The organism is Paenibacillus sp. J22P277, from assembly GCF_059383675.1.
Genome location: NZ_JBXENS010000006.1, coordinates 461,013 through 486,574 on the forward strand (window position 1 = coordinate 461,013; position 25,562 = coordinate 486,574).

18 protein-coding genes and 2 pseudogenes are annotated in these 25,562 nt (G+C 49.1%); 8 read left to right on the forward strand and 12 right to left on the reverse strand.

Annotated elements, in window-relative coordinates; all coding sequences use genetic code 11:
- Positions 1 to 96: 96 nt before the first annotated feature.
- Both AC50YL_RS22790 and AC50YL_RS22795 read right to left on the reverse strand, forming a co-directional pair.
- A complete protein-coding gene (locus AC50YL_RS22790; RefSeq protein ID WP_494834938.1) occupies positions 97 to 1,659 on the reverse strand; it encodes a response regulator in 1,563 nt (520 codons plus the stop codon).
- A gap of 3 nt (positions 1,660 to 1,662) precedes the next feature.
- Positions 1,663 to 3,453 carry a cache domain-containing sensor histidine kinase gene (locus AC50YL_RS22795; RefSeq protein WP_494834939.1) on the reverse strand — a complete coding sequence of 597 codons (1,791 nt, stop codon included), beginning with the start codon at positions 3,451 to 3,453 and terminating at the stop codon, positions 1,663 to 1,665.
- A gap of 278 nt (positions 3,454 to 3,731) precedes the next feature.
- Here AC50YL_RS22795 and AC50YL_RS22800 point away from each other — a divergent pair, with 278 nt between their 5' ends.
- Positions 3,732 to 6,515, forward strand: coding sequence for a carbohydrate binding domain-containing protein (locus AC50YL_RS22800; RefSeq protein ID WP_494834940.1), 2,784 nt, complete (start codon positions 3,732 to 3,734; stop codon positions 6,513 to 6,515).
- A gap of 1,924 nt (positions 6,516 to 8,439) precedes the next feature.
- Here AC50YL_RS22800 and AC50YL_RS22805 read toward each other — a convergent pair.
- Positions 8,440 to 9,216 (reverse strand): TerC family protein, encoded by a 777-nt coding sequence (locus AC50YL_RS22805; RefSeq protein ID WP_494834941.1) that lies wholly within the window; start codon positions 9,214 to 9,216, stop codon positions 8,440 to 8,442.
- 225 nt (positions 9,217 to 9,441) lie between these two features.
- On the opposite strand from AC50YL_RS22805, the gene AC50YL_RS22810 reads away from it, so the two are divergent.
- Positions 9,442 to 9,852 (forward strand): tyrosine-type recombinase/integrase, encoded by a 411-nt coding sequence (locus AC50YL_RS22810; RefSeq protein WP_494835287.1) that lies wholly within the window; start codon positions 9,442 to 9,444, stop codon positions 9,850 to 9,852.
- Here AC50YL_RS22810 and AC50YL_RS22815 read toward each other — a convergent pair.
- Positions 9,834 to 11,126, reverse strand: a pseudogene (locus AC50YL_RS22815) (sensor histidine kinase); the annotation flags it as partial. The gene AC50YL_RS22810 and the pseudogene AC50YL_RS22815 sit on opposite strands and share 19 nt — an antisense overlap.
- A gap of 434 nt (positions 11,127 to 11,560) precedes the next feature.
- On the opposite strand from AC50YL_RS22815, the gene AC50YL_RS22820 reads away from it, so the two are divergent.
- Genes AC50YL_RS22820 through AC50YL_RS22840 form a run of 5 tightly spaced genes read left to right on the forward strand, consistent with a single transcriptional unit; the run spans position 11,561 to position 15,644 of the window.
- On the forward strand, positions 11,561 to 12,286 hold the full coding sequence (locus AC50YL_RS22820) for an ABC transporter ATP-binding protein (protein ID WP_494834942.1): 726 nt from the start codon (positions 11,561 to 11,563) through the stop codon (positions 12,284 to 12,286).
- Between the two features lie 6 nt (positions 12,287 to 12,292).
- On the forward strand, positions 12,293 to 13,069 hold the full coding sequence (locus AC50YL_RS22825) for an ABC transporter permease (protein ID WP_494834943.1): 777 nt from the start codon (positions 12,293 to 12,295) through the stop codon (positions 13,067 to 13,069).
- A 31-nt stretch (positions 13,070 to 13,100) separates the two neighbouring features.
- A complete protein-coding gene (locus tag AC50YL_RS22830; protein WP_494834944.1) occupies positions 13,101 to 13,871 on the forward strand; it encodes an ABC transporter permease in 771 nt (256 codons plus the stop codon).
- 25 nt (positions 13,872 to 13,896) lie between these two features.
- A complete protein-coding gene (locus AC50YL_RS22835; protein ID WP_494834946.1) occupies positions 13,897 to 14,598 on the forward strand; it encodes a response regulator transcription factor in 702 nt (233 codons plus the stop codon).
- Positions 14,595 to 15,644: a sensor histidine kinase gene (locus tag AC50YL_RS22840; RefSeq protein WP_494834947.1), complete on the forward strand. Its 1,050-nt coding sequence runs from the start codon at positions 14,595 to 14,597 to the stop codon at positions 15,642 to 15,644. The genes AC50YL_RS22835 and AC50YL_RS22840 overlap by 4 nt, the downstream gene beginning before the upstream one ends.
- A gap of 212 nt (positions 15,645 to 15,856) precedes the next feature.
- On the opposite strand, the pseudogene AC50YL_RS22845 reads toward AC50YL_RS22840, so the two are convergent.
- Positions 15,857 to 15,937, reverse strand: a pseudogene (locus AC50YL_RS22845) (undecaprenyl phosphate transporter UptA); the annotation flags it as partial.
- A gap of 665 nt (positions 15,938 to 16,602) precedes the next feature.
- Entirely contained in the window at positions 16,603 to 16,752 is a 150-nt protein-coding gene (locus AC50YL_RS22850) for a hypothetical protein (RefSeq protein WP_494834949.1), read from the reverse strand.
- Between the two features lie 168 nt (positions 16,753 to 16,920).
- Here AC50YL_RS22850 and AC50YL_RS22855 point away from each other — a divergent pair, with 168 nt between their 5' ends.
- Entirely contained in the window at positions 16,921 to 17,337 is a 417-nt protein-coding gene (locus tag AC50YL_RS22855; RefSeq protein WP_494834951.1) for a VOC family protein, read from the forward strand.
- Positions 17,338 to 17,416: 79 nt separating this feature from the next.
- Here AC50YL_RS22855 and AC50YL_RS22860 read toward each other — a convergent pair whose 3' ends face one another.
- The 6 genes from AC50YL_RS22860 to AC50YL_RS22885 all read right to left on the reverse strand — a co-directional run bounded on the left by AC50YL_RS22860 (position 17,417) and on the right by AC50YL_RS22885 (position 25,560).
- Positions 17,417 to 17,842 (reverse strand): SRPBCC family protein, encoded by a 426-nt coding sequence (locus AC50YL_RS22860; RefSeq protein WP_494834952.1) that lies wholly within the window; start codon positions 17,840 to 17,842, stop codon positions 17,417 to 17,419.
- 73 nt (positions 17,843 to 17,915) lie between these two features.
- A complete protein-coding gene (locus AC50YL_RS22865; RefSeq protein ID WP_494834954.1) occupies positions 17,916 to 18,872 on the reverse strand; it encodes a sigma-70 family RNA polymerase sigma factor in 957 nt (318 codons plus the stop codon).
- Between the two features lie 1,084 nt (positions 18,873 to 19,956).
- On the reverse strand, positions 19,957 to 20,415 hold the full coding sequence (locus AC50YL_RS22870; protein WP_494834955.1) for a hypothetical protein: 459 nt from the start codon (positions 20,413 to 20,415) through the stop codon (positions 19,957 to 19,959).
- A gap of 1,587 nt (positions 20,416 to 22,002) precedes the next feature.
- Positions 22,003 to 22,641 carry a beta-phosphoglucomutase gene (gene pgmB, locus AC50YL_RS22875; RefSeq protein ID WP_494834957.1) on the reverse strand — a complete coding sequence of 213 codons (639 nt, stop codon included), beginning with the start codon at positions 22,639 to 22,641 and terminating at the stop codon, positions 22,003 to 22,005.
- 13 nt (positions 22,642 to 22,654) lie between these two features.
- Positions 22,655 to 23,905 (reverse strand): glycerate kinase type-2 family protein, encoded by a 1,251-nt coding sequence (locus tag AC50YL_RS22880; RefSeq protein ID WP_494834958.1) that lies wholly within the window; start codon positions 23,903 to 23,905, stop codon positions 22,655 to 22,657.
- Positions 23,902 to 25,560, reverse strand: coding sequence for an alpha-amylase family glycosyl hydrolase (locus AC50YL_RS22885; RefSeq protein ID WP_494834960.1), 1,659 nt, complete (start codon positions 25,558 to 25,560; stop codon positions 23,902 to 23,904). The genes AC50YL_RS22880 and AC50YL_RS22885 overlap by 4 nt, the downstream gene beginning before the upstream one ends.
- Between the last annotated feature and the right edge of the window lie 2 nt (positions 25,561 to 25,562).

The window sequence follows — 25,562 nt, forward strand, 5'->3', positions numbered from 1 at the left end:
TGGTCTTCTTTTTGGGTCTTTACAACTTTTCTATGAAAGTACTTCGAAGCGTAAGCCGCCTTGGTTTGTGCAAAGCGATTCGGAAGCATGGGGCTCCTATAAATTCCGATACTCCTTCGGCGTAATGCCTACCATTTTTTTGAACACTTTATTGAAATAAATACAGTCCGGGTAACCCACCTGCTCGCCGACCTCGTAGACCTTCAGGTCCAGCCGTTTCTTCAGCAGCTCCTTCGCTTTCATCATTCGCAGCTGCAGCACGTATTGCGTGATGGTCAGCCCCGTCTCCTGCTTGAATAACGTACTCAGATAGCTCGCATTAAGGAAAACTTTCTCCGACAGCTCCGACAGCTCAAGATCTTTATCATAATCCTGCTGGATCAGCTGCTTGACCGTCCCGATAACCCGGTTGCCGCCTTCCTTGCGCAGCGACGCAAGCCGGTACAAAGACAGCTCCAGCAGATGCAGGATCCGTTCCTTCAGTTCGGTCAGATTAAAAAAGTCCGCAACCGATTGGTAAACGCCCACGCCCGGCGGCGACAGCTTTACCAGCTCATCCAGCAAACCGTCAACCTTCTGCACGGCGGTGTAGAGCAGATTCGCCATAAACTGCACAAGATCCTCATAAGGCGGCCGAACCCGCTCGATGTCCAGGAACATCTGCTGCACGGCCTCCCCGATGCCTTGGGCATCCAGCCGTTCCAGCGCCTGCGTAAACCCGCCTGTCAGCAGCGCCGTCAAAAAGGCAGGCTCCGCAGGAGCATGGGTTCCCTCCTTGCCCATGACAACTGCAAATGCATCGCGCTTGTAAATGCCGGCATAGGACAGCGTGAGCGCCTCTTGATATGCAGACACCGCTGCATCGCTCCCTTGATATCCGCCGCTTATTCCGATGACAAACTTGCCTTTGGCGGCAAACTGCAGGTCGTTCATGAGACGAAGCGCCGTTTTATGAGCAAGCCTGTCCGTCTCTTCCTCTTTTGGGACAGGAACCAACAGGGCAACAAGCTGAGCCTCCATCGCTGCGCTCTCTATGCCTTCAGCGGCCATCGTTCTTCCCCATTCCAGCAGCTGCTCCTTCATGCCTTGATTCGAGGCCCGCACGGCAAGCACCGCGTATGGCCGCTCAAATAAGACCGGTATGGATAGCTCCTCCTCGCCGGCGGATACAGGAGTAACCCTATCGCCTCCCAGCAGCCGGCACAGCTGCTGCTCCCGCAGCAATAGGTCGCTCATTTGCGCTTTTTTGCTTAGCAGCTGCTCCTTTTCTTTTTCCTGCTTCGCCGCCTTCAGCTCGTCATGAATATGAGACAGGTTGACCAGCAGCTCCTCCTTATCAACCGGCTTGATCAGATAATCTTTTACGCCGTATTGCATGGCGGTACGCGCATAGTCGAAGTCATTATAGCCGCTCAGGATCAGACACCGCGTGTCCGGAAGACGGCGTCTTAATTCCTCTATAAATCGCAGCCCGTCCATGTAGGGCATTTTGATATCGGTAATGACCACGTCCGGCGTCAATCGGTCAAGTTCCTGAGAGGCCTCAAAGCCGTTCGAGAAGCTGCCGACGACCAGATACTCCTCATTCAGCTTGGAAATAATCTTCTCCAGCCCGCGGCGGATCGGATCCTCGTCATCGATGATCATAATGCTCAGCATTTGCTATTCACCATGCTTTCTCGGAAGTTTTAGATACACGGTTGTTCCTTCTCGCCATTTGCTCTCGATCTCCAGTCCGTACGTCTCGCCGTAATGCAGCTTGATCCGTTCATTGACATTGCGCAAGCCTACGCCGGTCTTGGAGCTTCCTGACTCGCGGGTACCGTTCATCGATTGACGAAGCAGATCCAGCGTCATGCCGTCCATACCCGCGCCTTCGTCTTTAATCGAGAAGATAAGCAGCTGCTCTTTCAGCTCTGCTGACAAGCGGATGGTGACCTCATTGGGCTTGCCCTCCATGCCATGGAGAACGGCATTCTCGACAATGGGCTGAAAGGTCAGCTTCATGACGGGGAAGGTCATCAGCTCCTGCGGGATGTCGAAGGTCACGACAAAACGGTTGCTGAAGCGATAGCGAAGCAGCTGAAGATACCGCTCCAGATGCTGCAGCTCCTCTCGCAGCTCGACCGTCTCCCGCCCCCGGTTAATGCTGTACCTGAGCAGCTTGCCGAGCGTAAAGGTCATCTCCGCGACTTCTTCGTCATCGTTTATTTCGGCGGTCATCCGGATCGTTTCTAAGGTGTTGTAGATAAAATGCGGATTAATCTGGCTTTGCAGCGCCTCCAGATCGGCCTCTTTTTTGCGGGACTGAATGACATAAATTTCGGAGATCAGCTCCTTCATCCGCCTGAGCATGCGGTTAAATTCCGTGCCGAGTATGCCCACCTCGTCCTTCTGCTTCACGTTAAAGCTGACGTCCAGGTTGCCGCCGCGCACCGTGCGCATCAGGTCCGTCATCTGGCGGAGGGATCTGGTCATCATAAAAGCCAAGATAACCGAGACAAGCAGCGCGAAGCCGATAATCGCGATGGTTGTCGTAAGCGTGACGTTCCGCGTCACCTGGGCATCATGATGGAGATAGTTAACCGGAACGAACGCGAATATTTTCCACCCGGTATCTTTGGATACGGAGTAGCTGCAGATGTAGGAGATGCCGCCGTCCACGACATTAAAGCTGCCTTCATCGCCAACAGCTCTCCGAATAACCTCGTTACCCGTAATATTGGTAGCCGTCAGCACATGATCGCTGTCATAGGCTACATTGTTCTGGCCGTCAATAATAAGCGTCTTCCCATTCGTTACCGCGTTCAGCTCCTGCACGACATCCTCAATGACGCGAATATCGGCATCCACGGCTACGTAGCCGATTATCTCCAGCGTGCCGATATCCCGAATGCTCCGCAGCACCGTAAACAGATATTGCGGCGTGCCGTTTGCGGATATCACCCGCTGGGTCGGAATAATGACGGGATCTCCGTTGCCTTGAATGGCAAGCTGCTTCCACTCCTCATAATGGCTCATCATATCTTCGCGGATCGCATCCGTCTTGATCCGGTAGAACACGTTGCCGTAATTGTCGTAGAGGTAGGCGGAATAAAGATTTTTCCTCATGCTGTCGAGCAGGCCGATATAGAAGTCCATCTGACGCTGCTTCTCGAGCGTCATCTCCCGATGGCTCATATATTGCTGCATGTCAACCGAGTAGAGCGGGATTTTGCTGACGGTCATCATATCTTCCAGATGACTGTCCAGATTCGCCTGCATGTTGCCGATCAGCTCGGTGACGTAGTTTTTTGTATTCTTATTAATTGATTGAATGTAATTCTGGTAGGAAATAAACCCCGTCGCCGAGATAGGAATAATGATCAGAACCACGAATACGATAATCAGCTTCTTTTGCATGGTCATGCTGCTAAACCCGTTAAAATGGAAAAAGCCACGTCCGATCTTCATTTGTGCCGGCTCCTGTCACTCAATTATGTAAGCGTTTACTGTGATTCTGACACAGAGGCCGAAGAACAGGCAACCTTTTCTTCGCGTAAACCGGAATTGCCTAGATGCAGTGCAATAAACCTAAAAATTAGCCAATAGTCAGGGGGCTGCCGATGGCGTTAGATTAATAGCACGCGGCCTGCGTATATGATGCGGAGAGGAGGTAAGCGTTTCATTTGGTCTCGGGCCTCGCGTGCCGTTCTCTTGCAATTCACCCTACCATTTGAGGAGGTTATCGTGTGATCACTGCCAGATTCCGTATGCTCTCCTGCGCTCTCGCCCTGCTTCTTGCTTTCCTGTCTTTGTTAGCTCTCGCAGGCTCTCCCGCGAACAAAGCTTCCGCCGCCGTGTCCGGCTTCGTCACCCGCTCCGGCAGCCAGCTGATGCTGAACGGCCAGCCGTTCCGTTACAGCGGTCCGAACCTCTACTGGCTTGCCCTTGACGAGAACCCCGTCGAGTATCCAACTGCGTTCCGCGTGAACAACGCCCTGCAGACGGCAAAAGAAATGGGCGCGACCGTCGTCCGCTCCCATGCCGCCATCTCTTTTGGCTGTTCCAAGTGCGTGATGCCCTCGCTTGGCGCCTACAACGAGACCGCTTTCCAGAAGCTCGACTACGCGATTAAAGCGGCCGGCGATGCCGGACTTCGCCTCGTTCTCCCTCTCATCGACCAATACGATTACTACCACGGCGGCAAAAAATCATGGACGCGCTGGTTCGGCTATCCCGATGACGGCATCAGCTACACCGGCTACGAGTTCTACAACAAACCGGAAATCATCAGCGCTTTCAAGCAGCATCTAAGCGTGCTGCTCAACCGCACCAATACCTACACGGGTGTTAAATACAAAGACGATCCCACCATCATGGCATGGGAAACCGGCAACGAGCTGGGCTGGTACGACAATCCGACGGCGATGAAGAACTGGACGCAGGACATTGCCGATTATCTGAAAAGCATCGACGGCAACCATCTGGTCATGGACGGGACCTATGGCGTGAAGGACGCGCATCTCTCGATCTCGAGCGTCGATATCTACAGCGATCATTTCTACCAATGGCCGGCCGTCGGCGCCTGCTGCAAAGGCTTGTCGGTGACCGAGCTGAATACGCAGGCCAACAAGGTTCAAGCCGCGGGCAAAGCGATGGTGGTCGGCGAATTCGCGTGGAACCTGGAAACCTACGGCACGCTTGCGAACTTCCTCGCCGCCATTGAAGCCCATCCGGCGATTGCCGGCAGCAACTATTGGGCGTTATTCGGACAGAACGACGACTACGGCTATAAAGTCCATAACGACGGATTTACCATTTACTACCCCGGCACGACAACGGACATGCGCACCAAAGCCCAACAGCTGCGCAACCACGCTTACGCCATGCGCGGAATAGCCGTCCCGGCCGCGGGCGTTCCGGACGCACCGCTCATTACGGGCCATCAGGCAAGCGGCGGCAAGGTCCAGTTGAAATGGCGAGGCGCGGCCGCAGCGGACAAATATACCGTCGAACGGGCAACGGCCGGCGCAAGCGGGCCTTGGACCGTGACGTGCAATCAATGCGCGACGGATACCGGCACGCCATGGACCGACCCGGCCTCCGTATCGGGTACGGCTTATTGGTACCGAGTAAAGGCCCATAACCTGGCGGGGGTCGCCGGCAGCTATTCGCCTGTTTATGCCACCGGCGGAACGGCTCTGCCTGCTCCCGGCGCTTTCGCGCAGACCTCCCCGGCAAGCGGCGCAACGGGCCAAAGCGTTCTGCCGACGCTGAGCTGGAATGCTTCCGGCAACGCCGCAAGCTATACGCTTGTCGTCGCGGACAACAGCTCTTATACGAGCCCGGTTATTAATGCCGCCGGACTTGCCTCTGCTTCCTATACACCGGGTTCCGCGCTCGCCTATAACAAAACGTATTACTGGAAAGTAACCGCCGTGAACGGTACCGGTTCCACCGTTGCATCCAATGCTGGTCTAACCTTTACAACCGCTGCTCAAGCAACGGCGACCACGGTTGATTCGTTCGACTCGTACGGCTCGGACAGCGCGCTCCAAAGCGCCTATGTCCGCAACACGGACGGCGGCGCCTTAACGATCACGAGGGATACCGCGAATAAGTACGACGGCACCTACGGCATGAAGTTTGCTTATACCATCGCGGCTTCTCCTGCCAATTTTGCAGGCGCAACCAAACAGCTGGGTACGGCCGACTGGTCCGGCGCGACCGGATTGTCGCTCTGGCTCAAGCCGGACGGATCGAACCGGACCTTGACGATTCAGTTTAAGGAGAACAGCGGCGAGCTCTGGGAAACGTACTATACGTTGTCCGGCACAACCGCGGCCGTCATCAATTTGCCGTTCAGCTCCTTCAACCATCCGGGCTGGTACAGCGGCGGCAACGGCGTGAAGGACTTGAATACGGTTAAGGAATACAGTCTTTACGTCAATCAGGGCTCGGGAGCAACCGGCAGCAGCAGCATCTATGTGGACGCCGTAACGGCCGGGCAGGTCGGCGGCGGTACCCAGCCTCCAAGCGATGCCATCGACAGCTTCGACAGCTACGCTTCGAACAGTGCGCTGCAGGCCGCCTACACGATGAATGCGTCCGGCAGTGCCATCGCCCCGACGCTCGATACGTCCGTGAAAAGCGACGGAACAACCAGCATGAAGCTAAGCTACGCCATTACGGCGGCAGCCAATTACTCCGGCGTTGTTCACCCGATCTCCGCCAACTGGACCGGCAAGACCGGGATTACGCTATGGGTGAAGCCGGACGGCTCGAACCGTACGCTTACCGTGCAGTTCAAAGAAGCCGGCGGCGAGCCGTGGGAGACCACGTATGTGCTCTCCGGTACGACAGCTGCGACGATTCAGGTTCCATTCAGCGGCTTTACCCGCCCAAGCTGGTACAGCGGCGGTAACGGCACGCGCGATCTTGGCTCCATTGCCGAACTAAACTTCTACATGAATCAAGGCTCCGGCAGCACCGGAAGCAGCACGATCAATATTGACGCGGTGAAAACGTACTGAGTTTTTTGATACGAAAAGAAGCCCCCTCAAGTCTCGGCTCTCTCTGCCGGCTTGAGGGGGCATTTTCCCCGTTTAGGCTAATGCGGCGTTTATTAGCATGTGCCGGCGCTGCCCGCCTATAACATGCAATGCAAATACGTATATATGTAAATTACAGATATACGATTTTACCATTCAAATAAAAGGAGCCTTTGGCGCGCTTTATTATATATGCTATCCCCGGCTTATGGAAAGCCTGTAAAAAAGACAAAATCCCACTAGGCATGCGGGGTTTTGTCCAATCAAATTCAATAATTATTCATAGGATAACCTAGGACTTAGTCATTCGATAAAATACGCTGCTATCGAAAGGCTCACTTCCCTCTACCCGCCGAATCCCCCATATTCCGGCGGGTTATTTGTATAGGTACACCTTTTGCGTCAAGCCATCCCAGAAGACACGCCGTCCAGTAGTTCCGCTGCAGAGCGGATGCCGACATATGTACGGCCGCCAATCAGCTTGAACGAGTTGACCACTTTGACTCAACGTACTGCGTCGCATCCGCCGCCCTCTGCGCCCTTGTGCTGTTTGACATCGTCGTCACGCCCAAGCGTGCGAGCACAGCGACCATAATGAAGGCGTTTTTTATGGCGGAGCCTAGGGCTTGCCGATCCATTACGGGATGTCCGAATCTTATTGTAGGCTAACGAGTTCTCTCGCTTATTCCCAGTATCGTGCCATAAATCACGTAATCCAAGATGTACTGATCCTTCATGTAGCGTGCATGAATAATTTCTTTCTCGATCGAATGTAACTCCGCTACCGCTTCCTCAATCCGTTTGATATGCAACCTACGCCTTTCGGGCTCATCGACATTGTATGTCGCGATATTTCCTGTAGAATCCGTGGTCAAGTTAGTCGGTCCATGAAATCTTTCTTCGGACGATGCAGAGACACTTGCTTCCCGACGAACGAATGCGGTCGTTCTATAGACAACGTAATTCTGGAACTCATCTTCAACAGCTTCTCGCGTTTCGTACTAGTCCACGTTACGAAATAGAGCTCTCATGGACTTCGAAGACAATGTTAAGGATGCTTAATGTTGGAATTCACACTTAGGTAGAAAAAAGATCGTCTCCGGCGCCCGGCGGCCAACTGCTGCCATTGAACCGAACATACGTAGATAATTGAGAGAAGCGTCGATAGACGGCTTCTCTTCTTCAAAGCGTTTACCCGTTCGCCTGCGGTGCGTCGATCGGGTACCGTTTGCTATCCAGTCTTTTTCATTCTGCAAAGCATATACTATTTCATTTGGCCATCTCACATTTGAAGGTAGGTGAAAACGATAAATCCATTCATAGTAGAACTGGACAAGAATTGTGAAATCAACTATAGGTATGGGAACAATAGCCCGTCTGTCGGCATGAAAGGTACAATTCTTGCTCATTACAATACAGAAGATGCGTATATTCATTTCAAGTTGAAGAACAACAAAATGATAATCATCTCCGTATCGCATATTGTTGGAATAAAGTACGATAGCGCTTAGTTTTCGTGTACCATGTCGTTCGAACGTGCTTCCCGTTCCAATCCTTCAACAGCATGACGTGCATCCGGGTCCCGCAGACAGCACACGACGCGCGCTTCTCGAGCATGACGACCTTCAGATCATCCTTGAGCTGCAGCGACATTGGCCGGCGCTTTCGGCGCTGTATCCGTGCTTCAGTATTTTAGCCGTCAGCGACCAAGTACAACAGCATGGTGCCAAGCCCGGTGTTGCAGAAGTGGAAACTGACCCGAGAAAACATGCGGCAGCAATTCAAGCGTTGGAAATAGCGTCATACTCTCTTTGAGGACCGCGTATAACGCGATTTTTTTGTGTTAGGGGATAAAGTTCCTGTCAATTCCGAAGCACAAGAACTTTATCCCCTTCGCGATTTTTACCTAAACCTGATCGGTCTGTACCTGCTTTTTATTCGACGGCGCAAACCAACCGAGCAGGGCCACCAAAATCAAGACCGCATAGAAGATAAGCGTCCATGCCGTGCTATGAGGAAAATGATGATCTAACACGGCGATATCTTCGTGAGCCAGCGTTATTACGGCGAGCTTTACGCCGACCCACGCCACGATCGCATAAGCCGTGGTCTCGAGCGCCGGCCGTTGGCCCAGCAGCTTTACGAACCATGTGGCCGCGAATTTGATCAGGATAAGTCCAGCAATCCCGCCAAGCACGACAAGCAGGAATTTGCCTCCGTCCATGCCGCCGAAATGGGCAAGCGGGGTATCCGGGAGACCAAGGGCAAGCGCTACCGCGGCAAGAATGGAATCGATCGCAAAAGCGAGGTCTGCCAGCGCGATTTTCCCCACGGTTGGCCAGAAGCTTTTTCCCGCAGCATCTTTTTTGTCGTCCTCGCGAACGCTCCCGTCTTTCTTGCCCAAGCGCGCTTTGATGATGTGCTTCAACCCAAGGTAGAGAAGATAAGCAGCTCCAATCGCCTGTATCTGCCAGACGTTGGCAATAAACGATATCGCGAAGAGCGCGGCGAAGCGGAAAACAAATGCCATGATGATCCCATAGTTGATGGCTTTCTTCTTCTGGTCCGCCGGTAAATGCTTCGCGATAACAGCCAGTACGAGCGCATTGTCTGCCGACAGCAGTCCTTCCAAGCCGATAAGAATCAGCAACGCCCACGCATACTCCAACCACAATGATTCCAATTTGCACGCTCCCCTTTACGACCATGATAAGTATAATGAGCCAACAAGCCAGTTATATTCCGTAATAGATATACGGATGAAATCGGGGATGGAGTTCATTTTTTTGGCCTATTGCAGGGTTGATTCAAATTGGCAGGATTCTATAAAGAATCCCGCCGTTTTGTCATATCGTCGCCCTGCTTTCGGCTACCCCTTCTTTCAGAAAATGCCGTTTTGTTATTGTTAATGTTCACCACTGGCTTGCGAAGATCGGAAATTGGGGAATTGACAATAGAGCAATTAGACTTCCAACGACACATGATTTACGTTGATCGCGGTCAAAAAACAAAGGCGAATACGGTTTACATGCCAAAAATATTAAGCTTGAACTTGCAACGATACTTAAACCACCCGACGTATAAGCAGTGGCAAAATGCTGGACATACACAGGTCTTCTTTAGCACGAAAGGAAAGAAATTCAAACAACTTACTTTAAATGAATTAAAGCTCTGCCTTAAAGCTGAGATTACTAAAATAACGTCGCATTGTTTAAGACACACCATGGCAACACCGAGAACCACTCGCCATGCCTCTGGCAGTGGATCGCAAGATGCGTCAATGGCACCCGCGAATCGCATGTTCTGGATTTCAAGATAGGATAAGGCATGGCCGAGTTCGGCTTCCAGCGTCACTTCCTCTGAGCCGCTGCGGGTAATGAATTTGAAATATTCGCCGAGGCTGTCAAGCATCCGCATCGACAGTTCCTCTTCTCCTCTTCGGACCAGCCCTTTCACGATGAAAAAGCTATTATACAAAAAGTGAGGGTTGATCTGGGACTGCAGCTGCTTCAGCTCCGAGCGCTGGGAAAGAATCTGCTGTTCGTACACTTCCCCGATCAGAATTCGGATTCGCCCGACCATTTGATTGAACTGACTGTACAAATAATGAAACTCATCGAAGTTGCGATGCTCCACTTTAACTCCCAGGTCGCCTCTCTCCACTTTGCGGAACGCGCCGACCAAAAGGCGCAGCGGCCTGTGAATAAAGCGGAAGATCGAGAACGAGAACAAAGCAACGACAGCCAAGGAACAAATGGACAACAGCCACAGCCAATCCCGGTAACGGGTCAAGGGCGCCAACACCTTCTCCATCGGCACGTACAGAACGAGATAGGCGTCGACGACCGGAGAGTATTCATACATGGCGAAATACGATTGGCCTTCGATGCGCACCCTACCGTTCCCGAGCTGTTTATTATCCGCCTTCGCCGCGTTGATCAACTTGCTGATCTCCGGTTGAAATTTTCCGAGCTCTCCGCTCGATACATGCCAATCCTGATTCGTGTTCATCAGGATGGCTGTCCCGCCTGTTGTTTTGACGATGCCGGAGAGCATGCTTTTCACCCGGGTTCCAGACAATTCAATTTCGAGCGCAATAACGGGCAGTTTGCCCGGGCTCACGACCCCTGGATAGAGCTGGCTAATCAGCAGGCGATTCTCAAAGTTAAAAATAACGGATTTCATATTATTCGGATCGATAATCGCGTTCATTTCCTTGCGGGGAATTTGGTCATTAAGATTGCTCGCAATAATGCTGCGATCCAATAAGGGGATATATACTTTCACGTCTTCCACCAATGGGGTTGAGCTTTTCAGTAGATACAGTTTGTTCTGGGCGCTGAGGATCGCTTGCACCCGTTCGAAGTTATTCATAAGGTTGGCGGATGTCGCCAGTCTCTGAAAATCGTTGTCATTCGCATACTCGGCTTTCAGCTTAATTAAACGTGTAATTTCAGTATCGAAGGAGGATAAATAGAAATGAACCTGGGATTGCAATGCCGTGGATAGCTGTGACTCTACCAAGTTTTGTCCGGAATGATTCATCCGAAAGCTTAATATATAAATCGGAACGATGACGAGCAAGAAAGACATCACTAGCTTGGGGTAGATCGTAAGAGATCGATACGTCCAGCGTTGTTTCAACCGTGCAACCTCCTTAAATTGATAGGAATTCAATCTATCCCCTTAGATTAGCGTATAGTACGCCTTTCGAATACTAACAAATCTGAAGATCTGGCTGTCTTCTTTTGACTTTTCGCAGCTGTTCATCTCTCTAGTATTCAAAAGCTCCCCATGCTTGTTTCTAATTTATTACATCGTTAATTACTCCGATTCTGCGACAAATAAAACGCGGCTAGCCTAAAGCAGCCGCGTTTTTGGCGTTGTCTTTATCAGAACTTTTGTTTATCAGATTTTAATAAAATTCCGATCACGAGTTTATTTTCTCAAATGCGCTATTTTATTTTTCGGAAGGACAATTAAGAAGAAAACAAACTGATTCTCCGTAAAAGAAAGGAAAATGCCTGATGAATTCAACTCCGTTATTGGAAACACGCAATCTCACCAAATCGTTTCGCGGCAGAAAGATCGTTGACAACCTGAATCTTAAAGTAATGAAAGGCGATGTATACGGCTTTCTTGGGCGAAATGGACAGGGAAAGACTACCGCCATACGTTTGATGACCGGTCTGATTTTCCCTGATTCTGGAGACGTGATGATTAATGGGTACAATTTGAAAACGGACTTCAAGTCTGCTATCTCGCAAATTGGCGCGATCGTAGAATCCCCGACTTTTTATGATTATCTGTCGGGATATGAGAACCTCTCATTGATGGCGAACCTTGTACCCGGTCTTAACAGAAGCCGAATTGATGAAGTGCTGGAACTCGTCAGATTACGAAGCCGTGCGAAAGATAAGGTCAAAACGTATTCTCTGGGCATGAAACAGCGTTTGGGGATTGCCAATGCGCTGTTGAATGATCCCGAGCTGATCATCCTTGATGAACCAACCAACGGACTTGATCCGCAAGGGATGAAGGAGATTAAAGAAATGATTGTACGGCTTTCATCTGAAAAGAACATCGCCTTCTTCATATCCAGTCATTTGCTCCATGAAATGCAGCAGCTTTGCAATCGTGTAGGCATCATCCATGACGGGAAGCTTCTTGTTGAAGGCAATGTACATGAATGGGCCGGCAATTCCACAGAAAATGCTTTGGAAAAGCTCTATTTTGAAGCTACCGGAGAGTGAGCGTGTATGATGAAGAAGCTGTTAAGAATTGAACTCTATAAGCTCTTTAGAACGAAAAAGCTGTATGTTTTTGCGGCAACCGTTTTTGTTGTGCTTATTTTGAATCTGCATGGCTACAAGCCCGGCTCAGAATACACCGTCTGGACATTTACGTATGGGCAATCTGCACCGCTGATCATGACTAATATACTCTCTCAATTCATGGTTATTTTCATTCCGATTTTCATCGGTGACAGCGTAACGAATGAGTACAGGCGAGGGGCATTAAAGCTATCTTTGCTGCGGCCTATCACTCGAAATCAACTTCTCGGCGCAAAGATCGCTTCGTTGCTTATTTTTATTGCGATTATGGTGCTTTTCTTCATCATCGCCTCTTATGCAGTGGGAATCTATTACTTGGGATGGGGCAATGCAACGGAATATGGCGGACAATTATACATGCCGTTCGAGGGCGTAGGGCTTACATTAGGAGCCTATGCGTTGCTAATCTTCCCCTTTATGGCATTTGGTCTGTTCGTGACTGCAATTGCACTATTGTTCAGGAGCATGAGTTTAACCGTGGTCAGCTCTCTCGTAGTGATGACGATCGGGCTTAGTTTAAACGCCTTTGATGAAATCGCACCTTATTCCCTTGCTTATCACATGGTGTATTTCCATGAAAATTTCATCCGTACGGGGGATTGGAAGCTTGCGCTTCAAAGCATCGGAATGATCGCAATCTACCTGATCGGATGCGCCGTGTTCTCATTCTATACATTTAAGACAAAAGAAATCATGTATTAATCGCACAAGCAAAGCCTAGGGAGGCGGATAAATGTTAAACTTGATAAAGAATGAAATCTATAAAGCAGTACGGCTCAAAAAAGGCTGCCTCTTCATGGGCGTTAGTTTAGCATTTCAAGCGTACGAAATTTTCCACTATAAATTCATGCCAGAAGGGAAAACGGCCTTTTCGCTTAATGGCCAATCCTTTACGCTAGAGATGATCGCCAGCCATTCGATATTCATGGTTTTGTTTATTGCTGTACTTGCGGCGGACATGATTGCGGATGAATATCGAAATGGTACATTCAAATTGGTGCTGTTGCGTCCGGTCAATCGGATTCAGTTCATCGGCGCGAAAGCTGCAGCCCTAATGGCATCCATCGTTGGAATTGTTGGCTTTACGGTTATCACCTCGTATATCGTTGGGGCGATTACATTGGACTGGGGTGATCGGCTTTTGTTTCATGGTGTTCCGATAACCGGGAATGGCATTACGATCACTTTAACATCGGCAATGGCTTCCATGCTGCCAAGCGCCGGATTCGGTATGGTGATCCTATTTATTGCGCTGCTAACCGAACATGCAGGGATCACCATTGGGGCCGCGATGTCATTATTTTTGTTCTCGCCTCTACTTGAGCGGTATGGAACGATAGGCGAATATTCCATCATCTCTTTAATGAATACCTTTCATGAAATGACGATCCATCGCGCTACGTTGGCTCAAATCTCTGCTAAGACCGGAATCATCTTCGTATATATTACATTGTTTTTCATTGGCAGCGCAGTTCTTATGAAACGAAAGGATGTGCTGCTGTAATCTATTAAGCCAAGGAGATCGTGGGATGCAGCACTCTAAGATTATGGTCGTGGATGATGAGCTGGAAATCGCCGAATTAATAAAAGATTACTTGGAAGAGGAACAATATGCTGTACTTATTAGCACCGATGGACAAGAATGCATGAAGCTTTTTAGAGAATACCAGCCCCAGCTGATGATTTTGGATATTATGCTTCCGGGGCTGGACGGCATGGAAGTATGCAGAACCATACGCGCTGAATCATCCATCCCTATTATCCTGCTAAGTGCGAAGAAGGCAGAGGTCGACAAGATTTTGGGGTTGGGGTTGGGTGCCGATGATTATGTGGTAAAGCCGTTCAGTCCAGGTGAGGTTGTAGCACGGGTAAAAGCTCAATTACGAAGATATCATCAACTCTCCGTACCTGCCGACAAGAGCGATGTACTGTCATTTCAACATTTAAAAATCAACTTGAAAGCCTACACGGTAGAAATGAACGATAACGAGGTAGATTTTACAACCAAAGAATTTGAAGTCTTGCGGTTCTTAGCTTTACATGCCAACCAAGTGTTAACCCGGCAGCAAATCTATGAAAATGTTTGGGGCGTCAATGAGTACGGGGACTTAAACACGGTCACCATCCATATTAAGAAAATCAGGGAAAAAATAGAGGATGATAGCTCTTCCCCTCAATTCATTAAAACCGTTTGGGGGGTTGGCTATAAGTTTGGAGGCAGCGGAAAATGAGAATCGGAATTGGGAATAAGCTGAACATCTCCTTCTTCTCCTTGCTCCTTCTCCCGATATTTGCAGTGTTGGTTACTGGATTTAATACGCAAAACACGCCTACCGTTGTGACTGTCGTCCCAATCCTGTTGGCACTGTTAATACCATTTTGCATGTGCGCGCTTATATTAGGCTGGATTATCGCTTCGCACATTTTAAAACCGCTGCAGGAATTAAATGCGGCAACAAAAAACATCATGGATGGAAATTTCGAGTTTGGTCTTCAATATCATAAAAACAATGAAATGGGCGATCTATGTACTGCCTTTGATCTGATGAGAAAACAATTAAAAACGTCATTGGAAAAACAGGCCGTTCTTGAAGCTTCCCGCAAAGAGCTAATCGCCAGTATTTCACATGACCTCCGTACGCCCATGACGTCCATAAAAGGTTACGTGGAAGGTTTACAGGATGGCATCATCCATGACAAGGCGAAATTTAACCGGTACATCACGGTCATCAAGAAGAAAACAGAAAGCCTTGATCATTTGATCGAACGCCTTTTTCAATACACCCAACTGGACATCAATGACCAAGATGCCGGGTTCAGCGTACGCGACTCCAAAGAGCTCCTTGAAGCTGTAATCACGCCAATTGAAGTCGAATTTGCCGATCAGTCGATCGAGCTGAAGGTAATAAAGCCTTATCCTTCTTCGCCCCTTATTGCCGATGAGAGTGGTATTGCACAGGTGTTGGATAACTTGATCAGCAATGCCAAAAGGTATGTAGCTCAAAACGGGACGATAAACATTGAGGCAAAGGTGGATGGCGATGACTTAAAAATTTCCGTCACAGACAATGGTTCAGGCATCTCGCAAACGGATTTGCCGCACGTCTTTGAACAGTTTTACCGTTCTGAAAAATCCCGCTCACGACATTATGGCGGCGCCGGACTGGGTCTCGCCATTTGTAAAAAGATCGTCGAAAACCAAGGCGGCAGCATACAAGTTGACAGTATCCCCGATGTTCTAACAACGTTTTGTTTTACCATTCCGCTAGCCCGATGATAACAAAAAGGCAGCCGAACGTGCGCCGTTAGTCCGAGGCAGCTCCGCGACGGAAGGATTGAAATGAAGTACCCAGCCCGCGCATATCAGACTGTTAACCACCGTCAACGCTTTGCCTTCGTGCCAAGATTTTAAAGCAATTCCCCTTACAAATGATTTTTGAAAAGAGGTATTGACCGCCTCGTTCATATCAGCTTAATGAGGCATCGTCAGAACGGCATGCGCGCGATTCCCGCGGGAACCGAGATGACCTGGCGCATGACCGGCACGAAACGAGCCGTAAAGACGATGCCGTCGACCATCAGACCGATCAGCATAGCTGTAACCACTCAATCCAAAATCGATTAGGCATGGCCGTCCGTCCGCGACAACACATTGCCAAGCTGGACATTGGCATGGACGATGCCCCATGATTGCTCACCCGTTAGCGTAATGATATTGCTTCATTCTTATCTAGCTACTGTGACTTTTTTTGTAATTCGTTGTGATCATGAATGCAACGTATACGAGCAATAAAAGGACCGAAAAAACCGTTAATGTTGTATTTAATGTGAGTGAATCTGAAATTTCGAATGCAAATATGCCAAATATCCCAACGAGACCTATGGATTCTCTGTTAAACTTTAGAAAGCGATATCTTATCATCCTATAAATCACAAGAACATTAGCAAACAGGTACAGAACAAGAAAGGCATAAACCAAATTTTTCACTCCTTATCATTCGAGGTCGGTTCAATTATATCCCGCCGATATTTAACGAAAATGCAACAAATTTATTGCGTTATCCATTCAACTATCGTACCCGTTAGTTCAACGTTCCTTCGGATATAAAAATCCAACAGGATAGTTCTCGTCGTCTGCTGCATCTACATCAGGGTATCGATTAAAGACTGATTGGAAATTATCGTGTTTGATCAAATGGTCGATTAGTTGTTCAAATCTTTCCCTACTTATAATATCAATCAACACCATGTCGCTGCACGAATTTTGCAGCCAGCGCCTCCGCCTTGCTTAAAGCCTGAGTTGAGATCGAATATGCGATCTGTTCTCCCGCCGAATCGTAAATATTGCCGCGAATGGGCAGGATGGATACGCCCTTCGTGATCATGCTTGTGCAACCTTACGGGAATGGCAGGTTCCGAACTCAATACCAAGTTATTTTTCAAATTTTAGGCTTCCGAATCCATGAGACCGATGAATTCCGGGATCGACTGTCGTCTATATAAACGAAGGCATAAATGAACACAAACTAATTTGACGAAGAGGTGTTTTGAAAATGGCATTAACGTCCGCATTCACGAGCTTCAACCTGCCTGTAAAAAACGTAGAACAATCGAAAGCGTTCTTCACCGGACTCGGATTCGAGCTCAACCCGCAATTCCCCGAGAACGAGAATTCGGTAGCCATCGTGATCGGCGACAACCTGCAGGTCATGCTGATCAATCAAGCATTCTTTAATACGCTCACGGAGAAGGAATCCGTCGATACGAGCAAGTATGCGCAGATGACGATCGCATTGGCCTTCGAGAGCCGGGAAAAGGTCGATGAAATCGTGAATACCGCGGTCTCCTTGGGCGGGAAATTGCACGCTGAACCTGAATATCATGGGTTCATGTATCATTGGGGCTTCGTGGACTTGGACGGCCATCTGTGGGCCATTAACTACATGAACATGGATGCGGCACAAGATTAAGGCTAACGGAGAGCACGCTCGTACTTGGATTCAAAAAGAAAGACGCCGGGCATCTTCCCCGGCGTCTTCTTCGCGATGATTAGTTTTGTTCGGTATAGGCTTTGAAATTGTCCATGATCGCTTGCCAGCCTGCTTGCTGAAACTCGACGGGATTGGAGATTTCCGCGTCGAACGTTTCAATGATCTTCGTCTCATTCCCTTGATCGACGAAAGCAATATCCACTCTTCTTCCGTCTTCCATGGTGTAGCCGATCGCCTCATGCCGATTCACGACATCGTAGACGCCGCCAAAATCAAAGCCCATGCTGCCATCCTTCGCTTCCATCCGTGTCAGAAACTTGCCCCCGACCCGCAGATCGTTTTCGGCTTTCGGCGCATGCCAGTCCTCGGACGCTTGATTCCACTTCATGATGTGATCCGGCTCGGTCCAAAAGCGCCATACCTTCTCGACAGGGGCTTGAATGACGGCTTGCACGGTTACATTCGTCGGTTGACTCGTTTCCATTTTAAATAGACACCTCTCTGATATTCATCGTTTGGTTATTCTCAATGATATAGACGTAAGCCAATGACGAAATTCATTGGTTAATTCGCTCAGGCAGCCCAAATCGCGAAAATAATGGCGTATGAATGAAGTTTTGAACGTGCAGGATTTGATTTTCTTTGATTTCGATGACATGGATGCCCCAAGGTACCAGGCTAGAGCCCTCTTTGCCCGGCATATACTGGGCCAACGCCGGATAACCGCCATTCACCGTAATGGGCACAAATCGCGAACCTTCGCAATGCCAGCGAGTAAGCGAATAGAAGGCGGACAAATCTTCCTTGCCGCGGATCCACATCTCGAAGGGCGGCATCGACATGCAGCCTTCCTCGTGGAACAACGCGACGAGCGCAGCAATATCGAATTTCTCGAAGGCCTCCACATACCGGGACAGCAGCTGCTGCTCCGGTTGAACGTCCATGCTGCTGAGCTCATCCGAGCGAAGCTGCGCCCGGTCCATCGTCTCTCTGGCTCTTTGCAAGGCGCTGTTCACCGCTACCGGCGACATCGCCAACGTTTCCGCGATCTGCTTGGAGGACCATTCAAATACATCCTTCAAAATGAATACCGCGCGCTGCCGCGGAGGCAAGGTCTGCAGGAGAGCGATGAAGCACAGTTGAAGGGTATCTCTGCGGACGAGCCGATCCTCCGGATTGCCCCCAAAGTCGGGAGACGGCCAGATCCAGGCAGAGTCCGGCAGCGTATCGCGCGGCTCGACGATGGCGACGGCCGGGTCGAACAGGTCAACGGGAAGCGCACGGCCTTTGGATTGTCTCAGCTTGTCCAAGCACAGGTTGGAGGCAATCCGATAGACCCATGTTTTGAACGAGGAATCCTGTCTGAACGTGCTCCAGCTCTGCCAGACCCGAATACTCGTCTCCTGAACGGCATCGTCCGCATCGTCCATGGAGCCTAGCATTCGGTAACAGAACGAGGTTAAGCCCGGCTTCACGCTTGCAAATAATGGTTCGTCAAATGCGGTCTCGTTCATCGCGGCCTCCCTTAACGATCTCCCCCGAAGGGCGGTACCTTCAATCCCCCTCTTTCGCAGAAATACCATACTACGCATTTTACGCTTCCAATACTTGGATAGTTTCGCTGAACTGCCCGTTAGCGCAACGAGGCAGCCGATTGTTCTTAAGCCGGCTACCGTCGTGTCATTGATTGAGCTATCTCGTACCCGTTAGTTCAACGATGATGATACGCTAATTGACCACATTGCCAAGGAAAAAAAGACGCCACTCCAAAACATCTCTGTGCCGTAACGTATTTTATTTACTATTTTTTCAATGGCCTTCAGTAAAGTAACTACAAATAGAAAACTAAATAACGGCACCAGGTATACTGCGCTAAAAAGAAAAAATTCCATTAAAGTAACCTCCTCCTTTTCTAACGACGCGCATACCGAATTAATTGGTTAGCCTTCGCTCATTATAGTTCAGACCATTGCTTTATCCATTTCTCTCCTGTCTTATATGACAATTGCCCTCCGATTTCACGCACTATTCCATGCTCATCCACCAAAATGCAGTATTTCAATGCCCTCTATATAGAGTTTTCGCCCTCCTATTAGATGATATCGATATATTATTCAGCACTAAGCGAAGGCAGCCGATCGTTTCCGACGGACTGCCTTCGCGTATTGCAATAGCTATCGTACCCGTTAGCTTAACAAAATGGTTTAAATACTAACTGTTTTCTTCATCAAGATTGCTGAAATGAGATATAAAATAAGAACTACTCCAAAGAAGTTCCATAAACTCGGAATGCTCGCTATTGCTAGGTAAAGACTACAAGGAAGCGACCAGATGAGCACGATATACATCAAGATTCGACTTTTAAAGAAAGCAGCAATAATACCTATAAATGCAGGAAGTATCAACATTGAATAAAAGATTTTTATCGTTCTATCGTTCGGCGGGGTATCGGAATAGGGATTCCAGTACAAAAATATTGCACATAAAAATATACAGCTGATAGAGGCAAATAATCCAAGGATTGAAATTTTCACGAACAACCTCTCCTCTCACCAATATCGCTCCATTAGAGGCTCCTCTTTGTATAATTAAACAAAATTACTTCATATCTAGATATCCCCCGCTCATTGAAAAAGGTATCTCCGCTTTCCCTTGTTGCACCATCCCCTTTAGTTGAACTTGTGGACTATTAAAGTCTAATAACTTTGAATTTCCAAACACCTCTTTTATCGGTGCAAATATTTCGTAAGTAATTTCCTCTCCTGATTTAAGATTTATTTGTTTGCCACCGTCAGTCTTACCTTCAATTTTAAATGGATTCCCTTTAGAACCGTTCATCGTGATTACAGGATAGTACAAATAAAAATCCAAATATTTAATCTCCAATTCACCTGTATTCTTTACTTCAATTGAATAAGCTCTAAATTGATCATTTGTTTCCTGATTCAACAAACTAATCTTAATATCATTATCATTAAATTGAGTATCCGCTTTCGATGAACAGCCTGTTAAAAAGATGAGGAACACTACCAAAAGATAAAAATAAAAACTTCTCATTGATTTATCTCCTTTATTATCTTTGGCGGCATGTGATACTTTGCGTACTTCATAAATTCACTCTGACTTAAGGTATTCGCGTAGTCTTTGAACTATCCTGCCCTGTTAACGTAATGAAGCCGCCGATTTTGCCGGCAGCTTCGTCATAGTTGTTAATTAAGCTATCGTAATCCATTAGTTGAGTATCAGCTACGCTACATCTATTTATTAAGATGCTATTTCATCAGGAATCAATGATATCTGAAAAGTACCATCTTCGTTAGAAACGGTATTTACCTCGGTCCATGTTATAGCTACTTGTATCGGAGTATTGATTGGAAGAGACAAATCAGCAAAAGTGAGCTTTTCGTTAGGGTTAAGTTTTGAAACAATTATCTTGGCATCGGGTTTAATAACTTTACCTGAAAGCTTTTCTTTTATATCGACTCTGTAAACTAAAACTACGCTATTTATTAAGCTACTTCCCGTATATTGTGCTTCTTGCCCGTTACTTCAATGACAAGGAGGAGCAAGCTGCCGCGGCATCTGCTCCTCCTTTTTTCGTTGGACTATCGTTTCCCGTTAGCTCAATGACTTTTTTCACTCGTATGCCTTACAGATTCCAGCTAGGCGAGTTAGAATTAGCATCAGAATCGTTTAACCATGCTACCATAGCCTCATTTCTTCATACATTGCGACATGGTCTAACTGATAACGTTGCGAGTGGGGAGAATCGAACACTAGAAAGCTTTTTGGTAGTAAATTTCGTTAACATTTAAATAATGCACCTCTTTACTGCTTGCGTTTGATTATCGAGCAGATGTAGCATTTATGATTCATCCCTTTGATTTGTTGGATGTTTTCACAGTAAACGCATTTCATTGTAAGTCACCCCCACGGGTATTATACCCGGCGGAATAAAGTGCATATTCAATTTAAGCCCTGATATCAATGTATTTTTATGCGTTAGCAAAAACGCTGTCCAGATTGAAGATAGACCTCTCTTAGCACGTTCAATTCGAGTCCGATGATTTCGAAAACCTCGCCGTACAATAAGGCGATGCATTGTCTTTCATAACATAAAAAATCCGCGCAAATGGCGGATTTCACAAGTTTTCGACTTTTCCCTGAAGCTTCATAATCGTTTGAAAATATATATGGAGAAACACGGCGCTGGAATGCGTCAGAATCGACTCAAATTGACAACCGAGTATTCCTTTAAGGTTGTATGCAAGCAGGTCGATCAACCAAGGATTCGCTTCCAAAATCGTTAAATCTTCCGCTAGACACAAATAACCTCTCCATCTTTCCTCCAGCGCCCCGGATATCGGGATGCGATATCCGGGGCGCTCGTCTTTCAGTATTCTTATTGCCGCTGCCGTCCGTTTGGTTTTTTGCTGTACGCTTTCTTTCCTCTGGCTGTTCTTTCTGTTGACTGCTCTTCCATTAAACCGCCCATACCCGTTTGTCTAGCGCCTCCGGTACGATACGGTAGTCCCAGCCGGGTCTTTTGTAATCAAACAGCCGTATAGCAAAAAAACCTGCTGGCCGAGAATAGCCAAGCAGGATTAATTGCATGCAAGTAAAACTTACGACATGTTTTGAGGCTTAACTTAGTAGAGAAAGGAGTTCCCCTACATCGTCTAACCGATAATCTGCTTTATCATACTCCTTGGCATCACTGACCCCGATACTGATCATGTTGGCTGCATGGGCAGCATCAATGCCGGAAATCGCGTCTTCTACGACCGCACATTGTGCAGGCTCCAGCCCAAGCTTCCTAGCAGCCAGCAAAAAGACTTCCGGATCCGGCTTGCTATTCTTAATATCGCTGCCGTCGGCAATCGCGTCGAACGCGTGGAGCAGCCCGATTTTCTCCAGGATCAGCTTGGCGTTTCTGCTTGAGGAGCCGATTGCGATCTTAATATTTCGATCCTTTAAGCCGGATAACACCTCTTGAACGCCGTCAATAATATAGGAGGCATTCAAATCGGACAGATATTCTACGTAGTACCCATTCTTTTTGCTCGCTAATGCGACTTTCTCCTCTTCGGAGTAGCTCTTGTCGGCTCGCTCCAAGATGATCGCCAAGCTTTCCATGCGGCTGACGCCGCGAAGACGGTTATTGATCGTTTCGTTGAATGGAATGCCTTCTTCATCCGCGATTTTCTTCCAACCCCTATAATGAAAATGATCCGTGCTTACGATTACGCCATCCAGATCAAATATAACGCCTTGGACATTCATCCGAAACACCCTCTCATTTGCAAAGTAGCACGATGACATCGTTCACGTTCGTGCCCGTGGCACCGATTCGAATTAAATCGCCGCTCGCTTGCAGCGCATGGTAAGCGTCATTGTTCGTCAGATGCCGAAGCGGATCGACCCCGCTCGCTTTCATCCTTGCGATCGTCCCGCCATCAATGATGCCTCCGGCAGCATCCGTCGGGCCATCGGTGCCGTCCGACCCAAGGGAAAAGAGCACCATGTCATCCACCCCGTCAAGCTCCAAAGCCGCCGCGAGAGCCACCTCTTGGTTGCGCCCGCCCTTGCCGCTGCCCGTTACTTTTACAACGGTTTCGCCGCCGGCAATAATCGCGCAGGGCTTCTGGAATCCATATGCCGAACCGCCCGCGATTTCTCTCCCGATCGCAGCCATCATCTTCCCGATCTCCCTGGCTTCGCCTGTTAAGGTTGAAGCAAGAATGTACGGTCGGTAGCCGGACCGTTCAGCCTCGGCAGCCGCCGCTTCGCACAAATACTTCACGCTTCCCGTAACGACCGTCTTGCAATTATCGATCTGCTTGGGCGTTTCTTGCTTCAATGCTTCAAGGACAGTCGGGCCGAATTCAAGCTTATAGGTTTTGACGATTTCGAGCGCTTCCTCCGAAGTGGAGGGGTCGGCGCAAGCCGGTCCGGAAGCAATCGCGTCCAGACGGTCGCCTACCACGTCGGACAAGACGATGGCGAAGATAGAAGCCGGCTCGCATAATTTCGCGAACCGTCCTCCTTTCACCGCCGATAAATGCTTGCGAACGACATTGACCAGGGCGATATCGGCACCCGAGAATAGCAAGCGCTCCGTAACCTCCATCATATCCTGCAACGTAAGGTTCCCGAGCGGTTTCTCGAACAAAGCCGAGCCGCCGCCAGAGATCAGAAAAATAACTTCCTCCTCGGGGGATAAGCCGTCAACGAGCTGCAGCACCTTTGTCGTGCCGAGTATCGAATTCTCGTCCGGAATCGGATGTCCCGCTTCGATAATTTCGAAGCGTTCGATCGGTCCCTTCGAATGCTCGTATTTGGTGATGACGATTCCTTGCCGGATGCCGTCGCCTAATACTTGCTCTGCCGCATGCGCCATATTCCACGCCGCTTTGCCGATCGCCACCACGACGGCTTGCTTCGTAATCGGTCTGTCGCGAAGCGCCTTGATGACTGCGGCTTCCGGCAAAACGGCCTTGATCGAACCCTCGATAATCCGGTGCGCTTGCACTCTTAACGCGTTCACTTGGAGGCAACTCCCACCCAGTGGTAGCCGCATGGTTTCATGACGAGGACACCGTCAACCGCTTGACCCGTAATGAGATCCGTACCTTTAATGCCCGTATCTACGGACACTTCTTCATCCGATACGTTGACCAGCACCAGAATTTGTTGTCCGGTCTCTTCATTGGTTCTGCGAATGGAGAAGATTCGATCATCCAAGTAAACGACTTGCTGCGCGGCTTGCGGAGCGAATGCGGATTGGGCGCGGCGAGTGCGGATCAATGCGCTCATTTGCTCGAATACCGATTTGCGCAGCGTATCCGCTTGGAGCTCTTCGCATACGGTTTGCTTGTCCAGCTTCGCCCGGTTAATCCGGCGGTTGATACCCGAATCGAGCGCGGCTTGGCGATCGTTCCGTGACCCTAACAAGCTATGGATATAAACGGCAGGCACGCCGGCGAGGGAGAGCAGAATCGCATGGGCAGCGAGCGACCGCTTTGCTCTTTCCGCATCGGAAGCCCCAGGTTCCGTAAGTGCATCCATGTAGTTAATGTTGAGCTCGTAAGGGCTCTTCGTACCGTCCCCATTGTCTCTGAAATTCACGAATCCGCCGCGTCCAAGCACGTTCTGAACCATCATGTCGCGCTCTTCCAACGTCAGAATCCCTTCCGTTGGTCTCATGCCAATGCCGTCATGAGATGCCAAGAAATTAAAGAATGATGTATGTCCGGACGTCGGCTCCAAGGAGTTCGCCCAGTCCATCAACTTGCGGGCATTCTGTTTGTAGAACGAGAACAACGTAAGCGGAGGCAGCGGGAATTGATAAACCATATGCGCTTCGTTGCCGTCCCCAAAGTAACTGATGTTATCCTTATGCGGAACGTTCGTCTCGGTAATGAGGATCGTCCCCGGAGCCGCAATGTCCAGGAACTCCCGCATGACTTGAACGAGCATATGCGTCTCGTCCAGATGCATGCACGTCGTGCCTAGCTTCTTATACATGAAGCCGATCGCATCCAGTCGAATGAATCTGGAACCGTTATGCGCGTACATCGCCAAGATATCAAGAATCTCGAGCAATACCTGAGGCGATTCGAAGTTCAAATCGATCTGATCCGCGCTGAACGTCGTCCAAACATGCTTCTTGCCTGACGGCGTCTCCACTTCCGTCAGCAGCGGCAGCGCTCTCGGTCTGGTCACGGACGAATAATCGAGCGCCGGGTCCGCCACGATGAAATATTCTTTATATCGCTCATCGTCCTGCAGGAAGCCCTTGAACCATGGGCTGCTTGCCGATGCATGGTTGACAACGGCATCCAGCATCAGGTCAAAGCGAGATCCGAGTTTCTCGATATCGCCCCAGTCGCCTAAGCTCGGATCGATAACGCGATAGTCGATGACCGAGAAACCGTCGTCGGACGTATACGGAAAACAAGGTAAAATGTGCACGGCGGTCACGCCGCTATTCACGTCGTTCGTCAGAAAATCGTCCAACGTCCGGAGCGGCATTTCGCCGGGGCTGCTCACGCTGTCGCCATACGTGATCAGCATGACCTCGTCTTCCGTAACCCATGACTTCTTCGGCTTCCCGCCCTTGTACTTCGCGAGCAACCGCTCGATGCCTTGCATGACTTCAGGAGCTTTGTCTCCATAGATCTGTTTAATCTTGTTCTGCATGG

Bases quoted from the DNA above. Each gene is read 5' to 3' on its own strand.
- AC50YL_RS22885 (WP_494834960.1), bottom strand. From the start codon at position 25,560: ATGCAGAACAAGATTAAACAGATCTATGGAGACAAAGCTCCTGAAGTC.
- AC50YL_RS22810 (WP_494835287.1), top strand. From the start codon at position 9,442: ATGTTCACCACTGGCTTGCGAAGATCGGAAATTGGGGAATTGACAATA.
- AC50YL_RS22795 (WP_494834939.1), bottom strand. From the start codon at position 3,453: ATGAAGATCGGACGTGGCTTTTTCCATTTTAACGGGTTTAGCAGCATG.
- AC50YL_RS22870 (WP_494834955.1), bottom strand. From the start codon at position 20,415: ATGAGAAGTTTTTATTTTTATCTTTTGGTAGTGTTCCTCATCTTTTTA.
- AC50YL_RS22835 (WP_494834946.1), top strand. From the start codon at position 13,897: ATGCAGCACTCTAAGATTATGGTCGTGGATGATGAGCTGGAAATCGCC.
- AC50YL_RS22865 (WP_494834954.1), bottom strand. From the start codon at position 18,872: ATGAACGAGACCGCATTTGACGAACCATTATTTGCAAGCGTGAAGCCG.
- AC50YL_RS22830 (WP_494834944.1), top strand. From the start codon at position 13,101: ATGTTAAACTTGATAAAGAATGAAATCTATAAAGCAGTACGGCTCAAA.
- AC50YL_RS22825 (WP_494834943.1), top strand. From the start codon at position 12,293: ATGATGAAGAAGCTGTTAAGAATTGAACTCTATAAGCTCTTTAGAACG.
- AC50YL_RS22790 (WP_494834938.1), bottom strand. From the start codon at position 1,659: ATGCTGAGCATTATGATCATCGATGACGAGGATCCGATCCGCCGCGGG.
- AC50YL_RS22860 (WP_494834952.1), bottom strand. From the start codon at position 17,842: ATGGAAACGAGTCAACCGACGAATGTAACCGTGCAAGCCGTCATTCAA.
- pgmB (WP_494834957.1), bottom strand. From the start codon at position 22,641: ATGAATGTCCAAGGCGTTATATTTGATCTGGATGGCGTAATCGTAAGC.
- AC50YL_RS22850 (WP_494834949.1), bottom strand. From the start codon at position 16,752: ATGATCACGAAGGGCGTATCCATCCTGCCCATTCGCGGCAATATTTAC.
- AC50YL_RS22820 (WP_494834942.1), top strand. From the start codon at position 11,561: ATGAATTCAACTCCGTTATTGGAAACACGCAATCTCACCAAATCGTTT.
- AC50YL_RS22855 (WP_494834951.1), top strand. From the start codon at position 16,921: ATGGCATTAACGTCCGCATTCACGAGCTTCAACCTGCCTGTAAAAAAC.
- AC50YL_RS22840 (WP_494834947.1), top strand. From the start codon at position 14,595: ATGAGAATCGGAATTGGGAATAAGCTGAACATCTCCTTCTTCTCCTTG.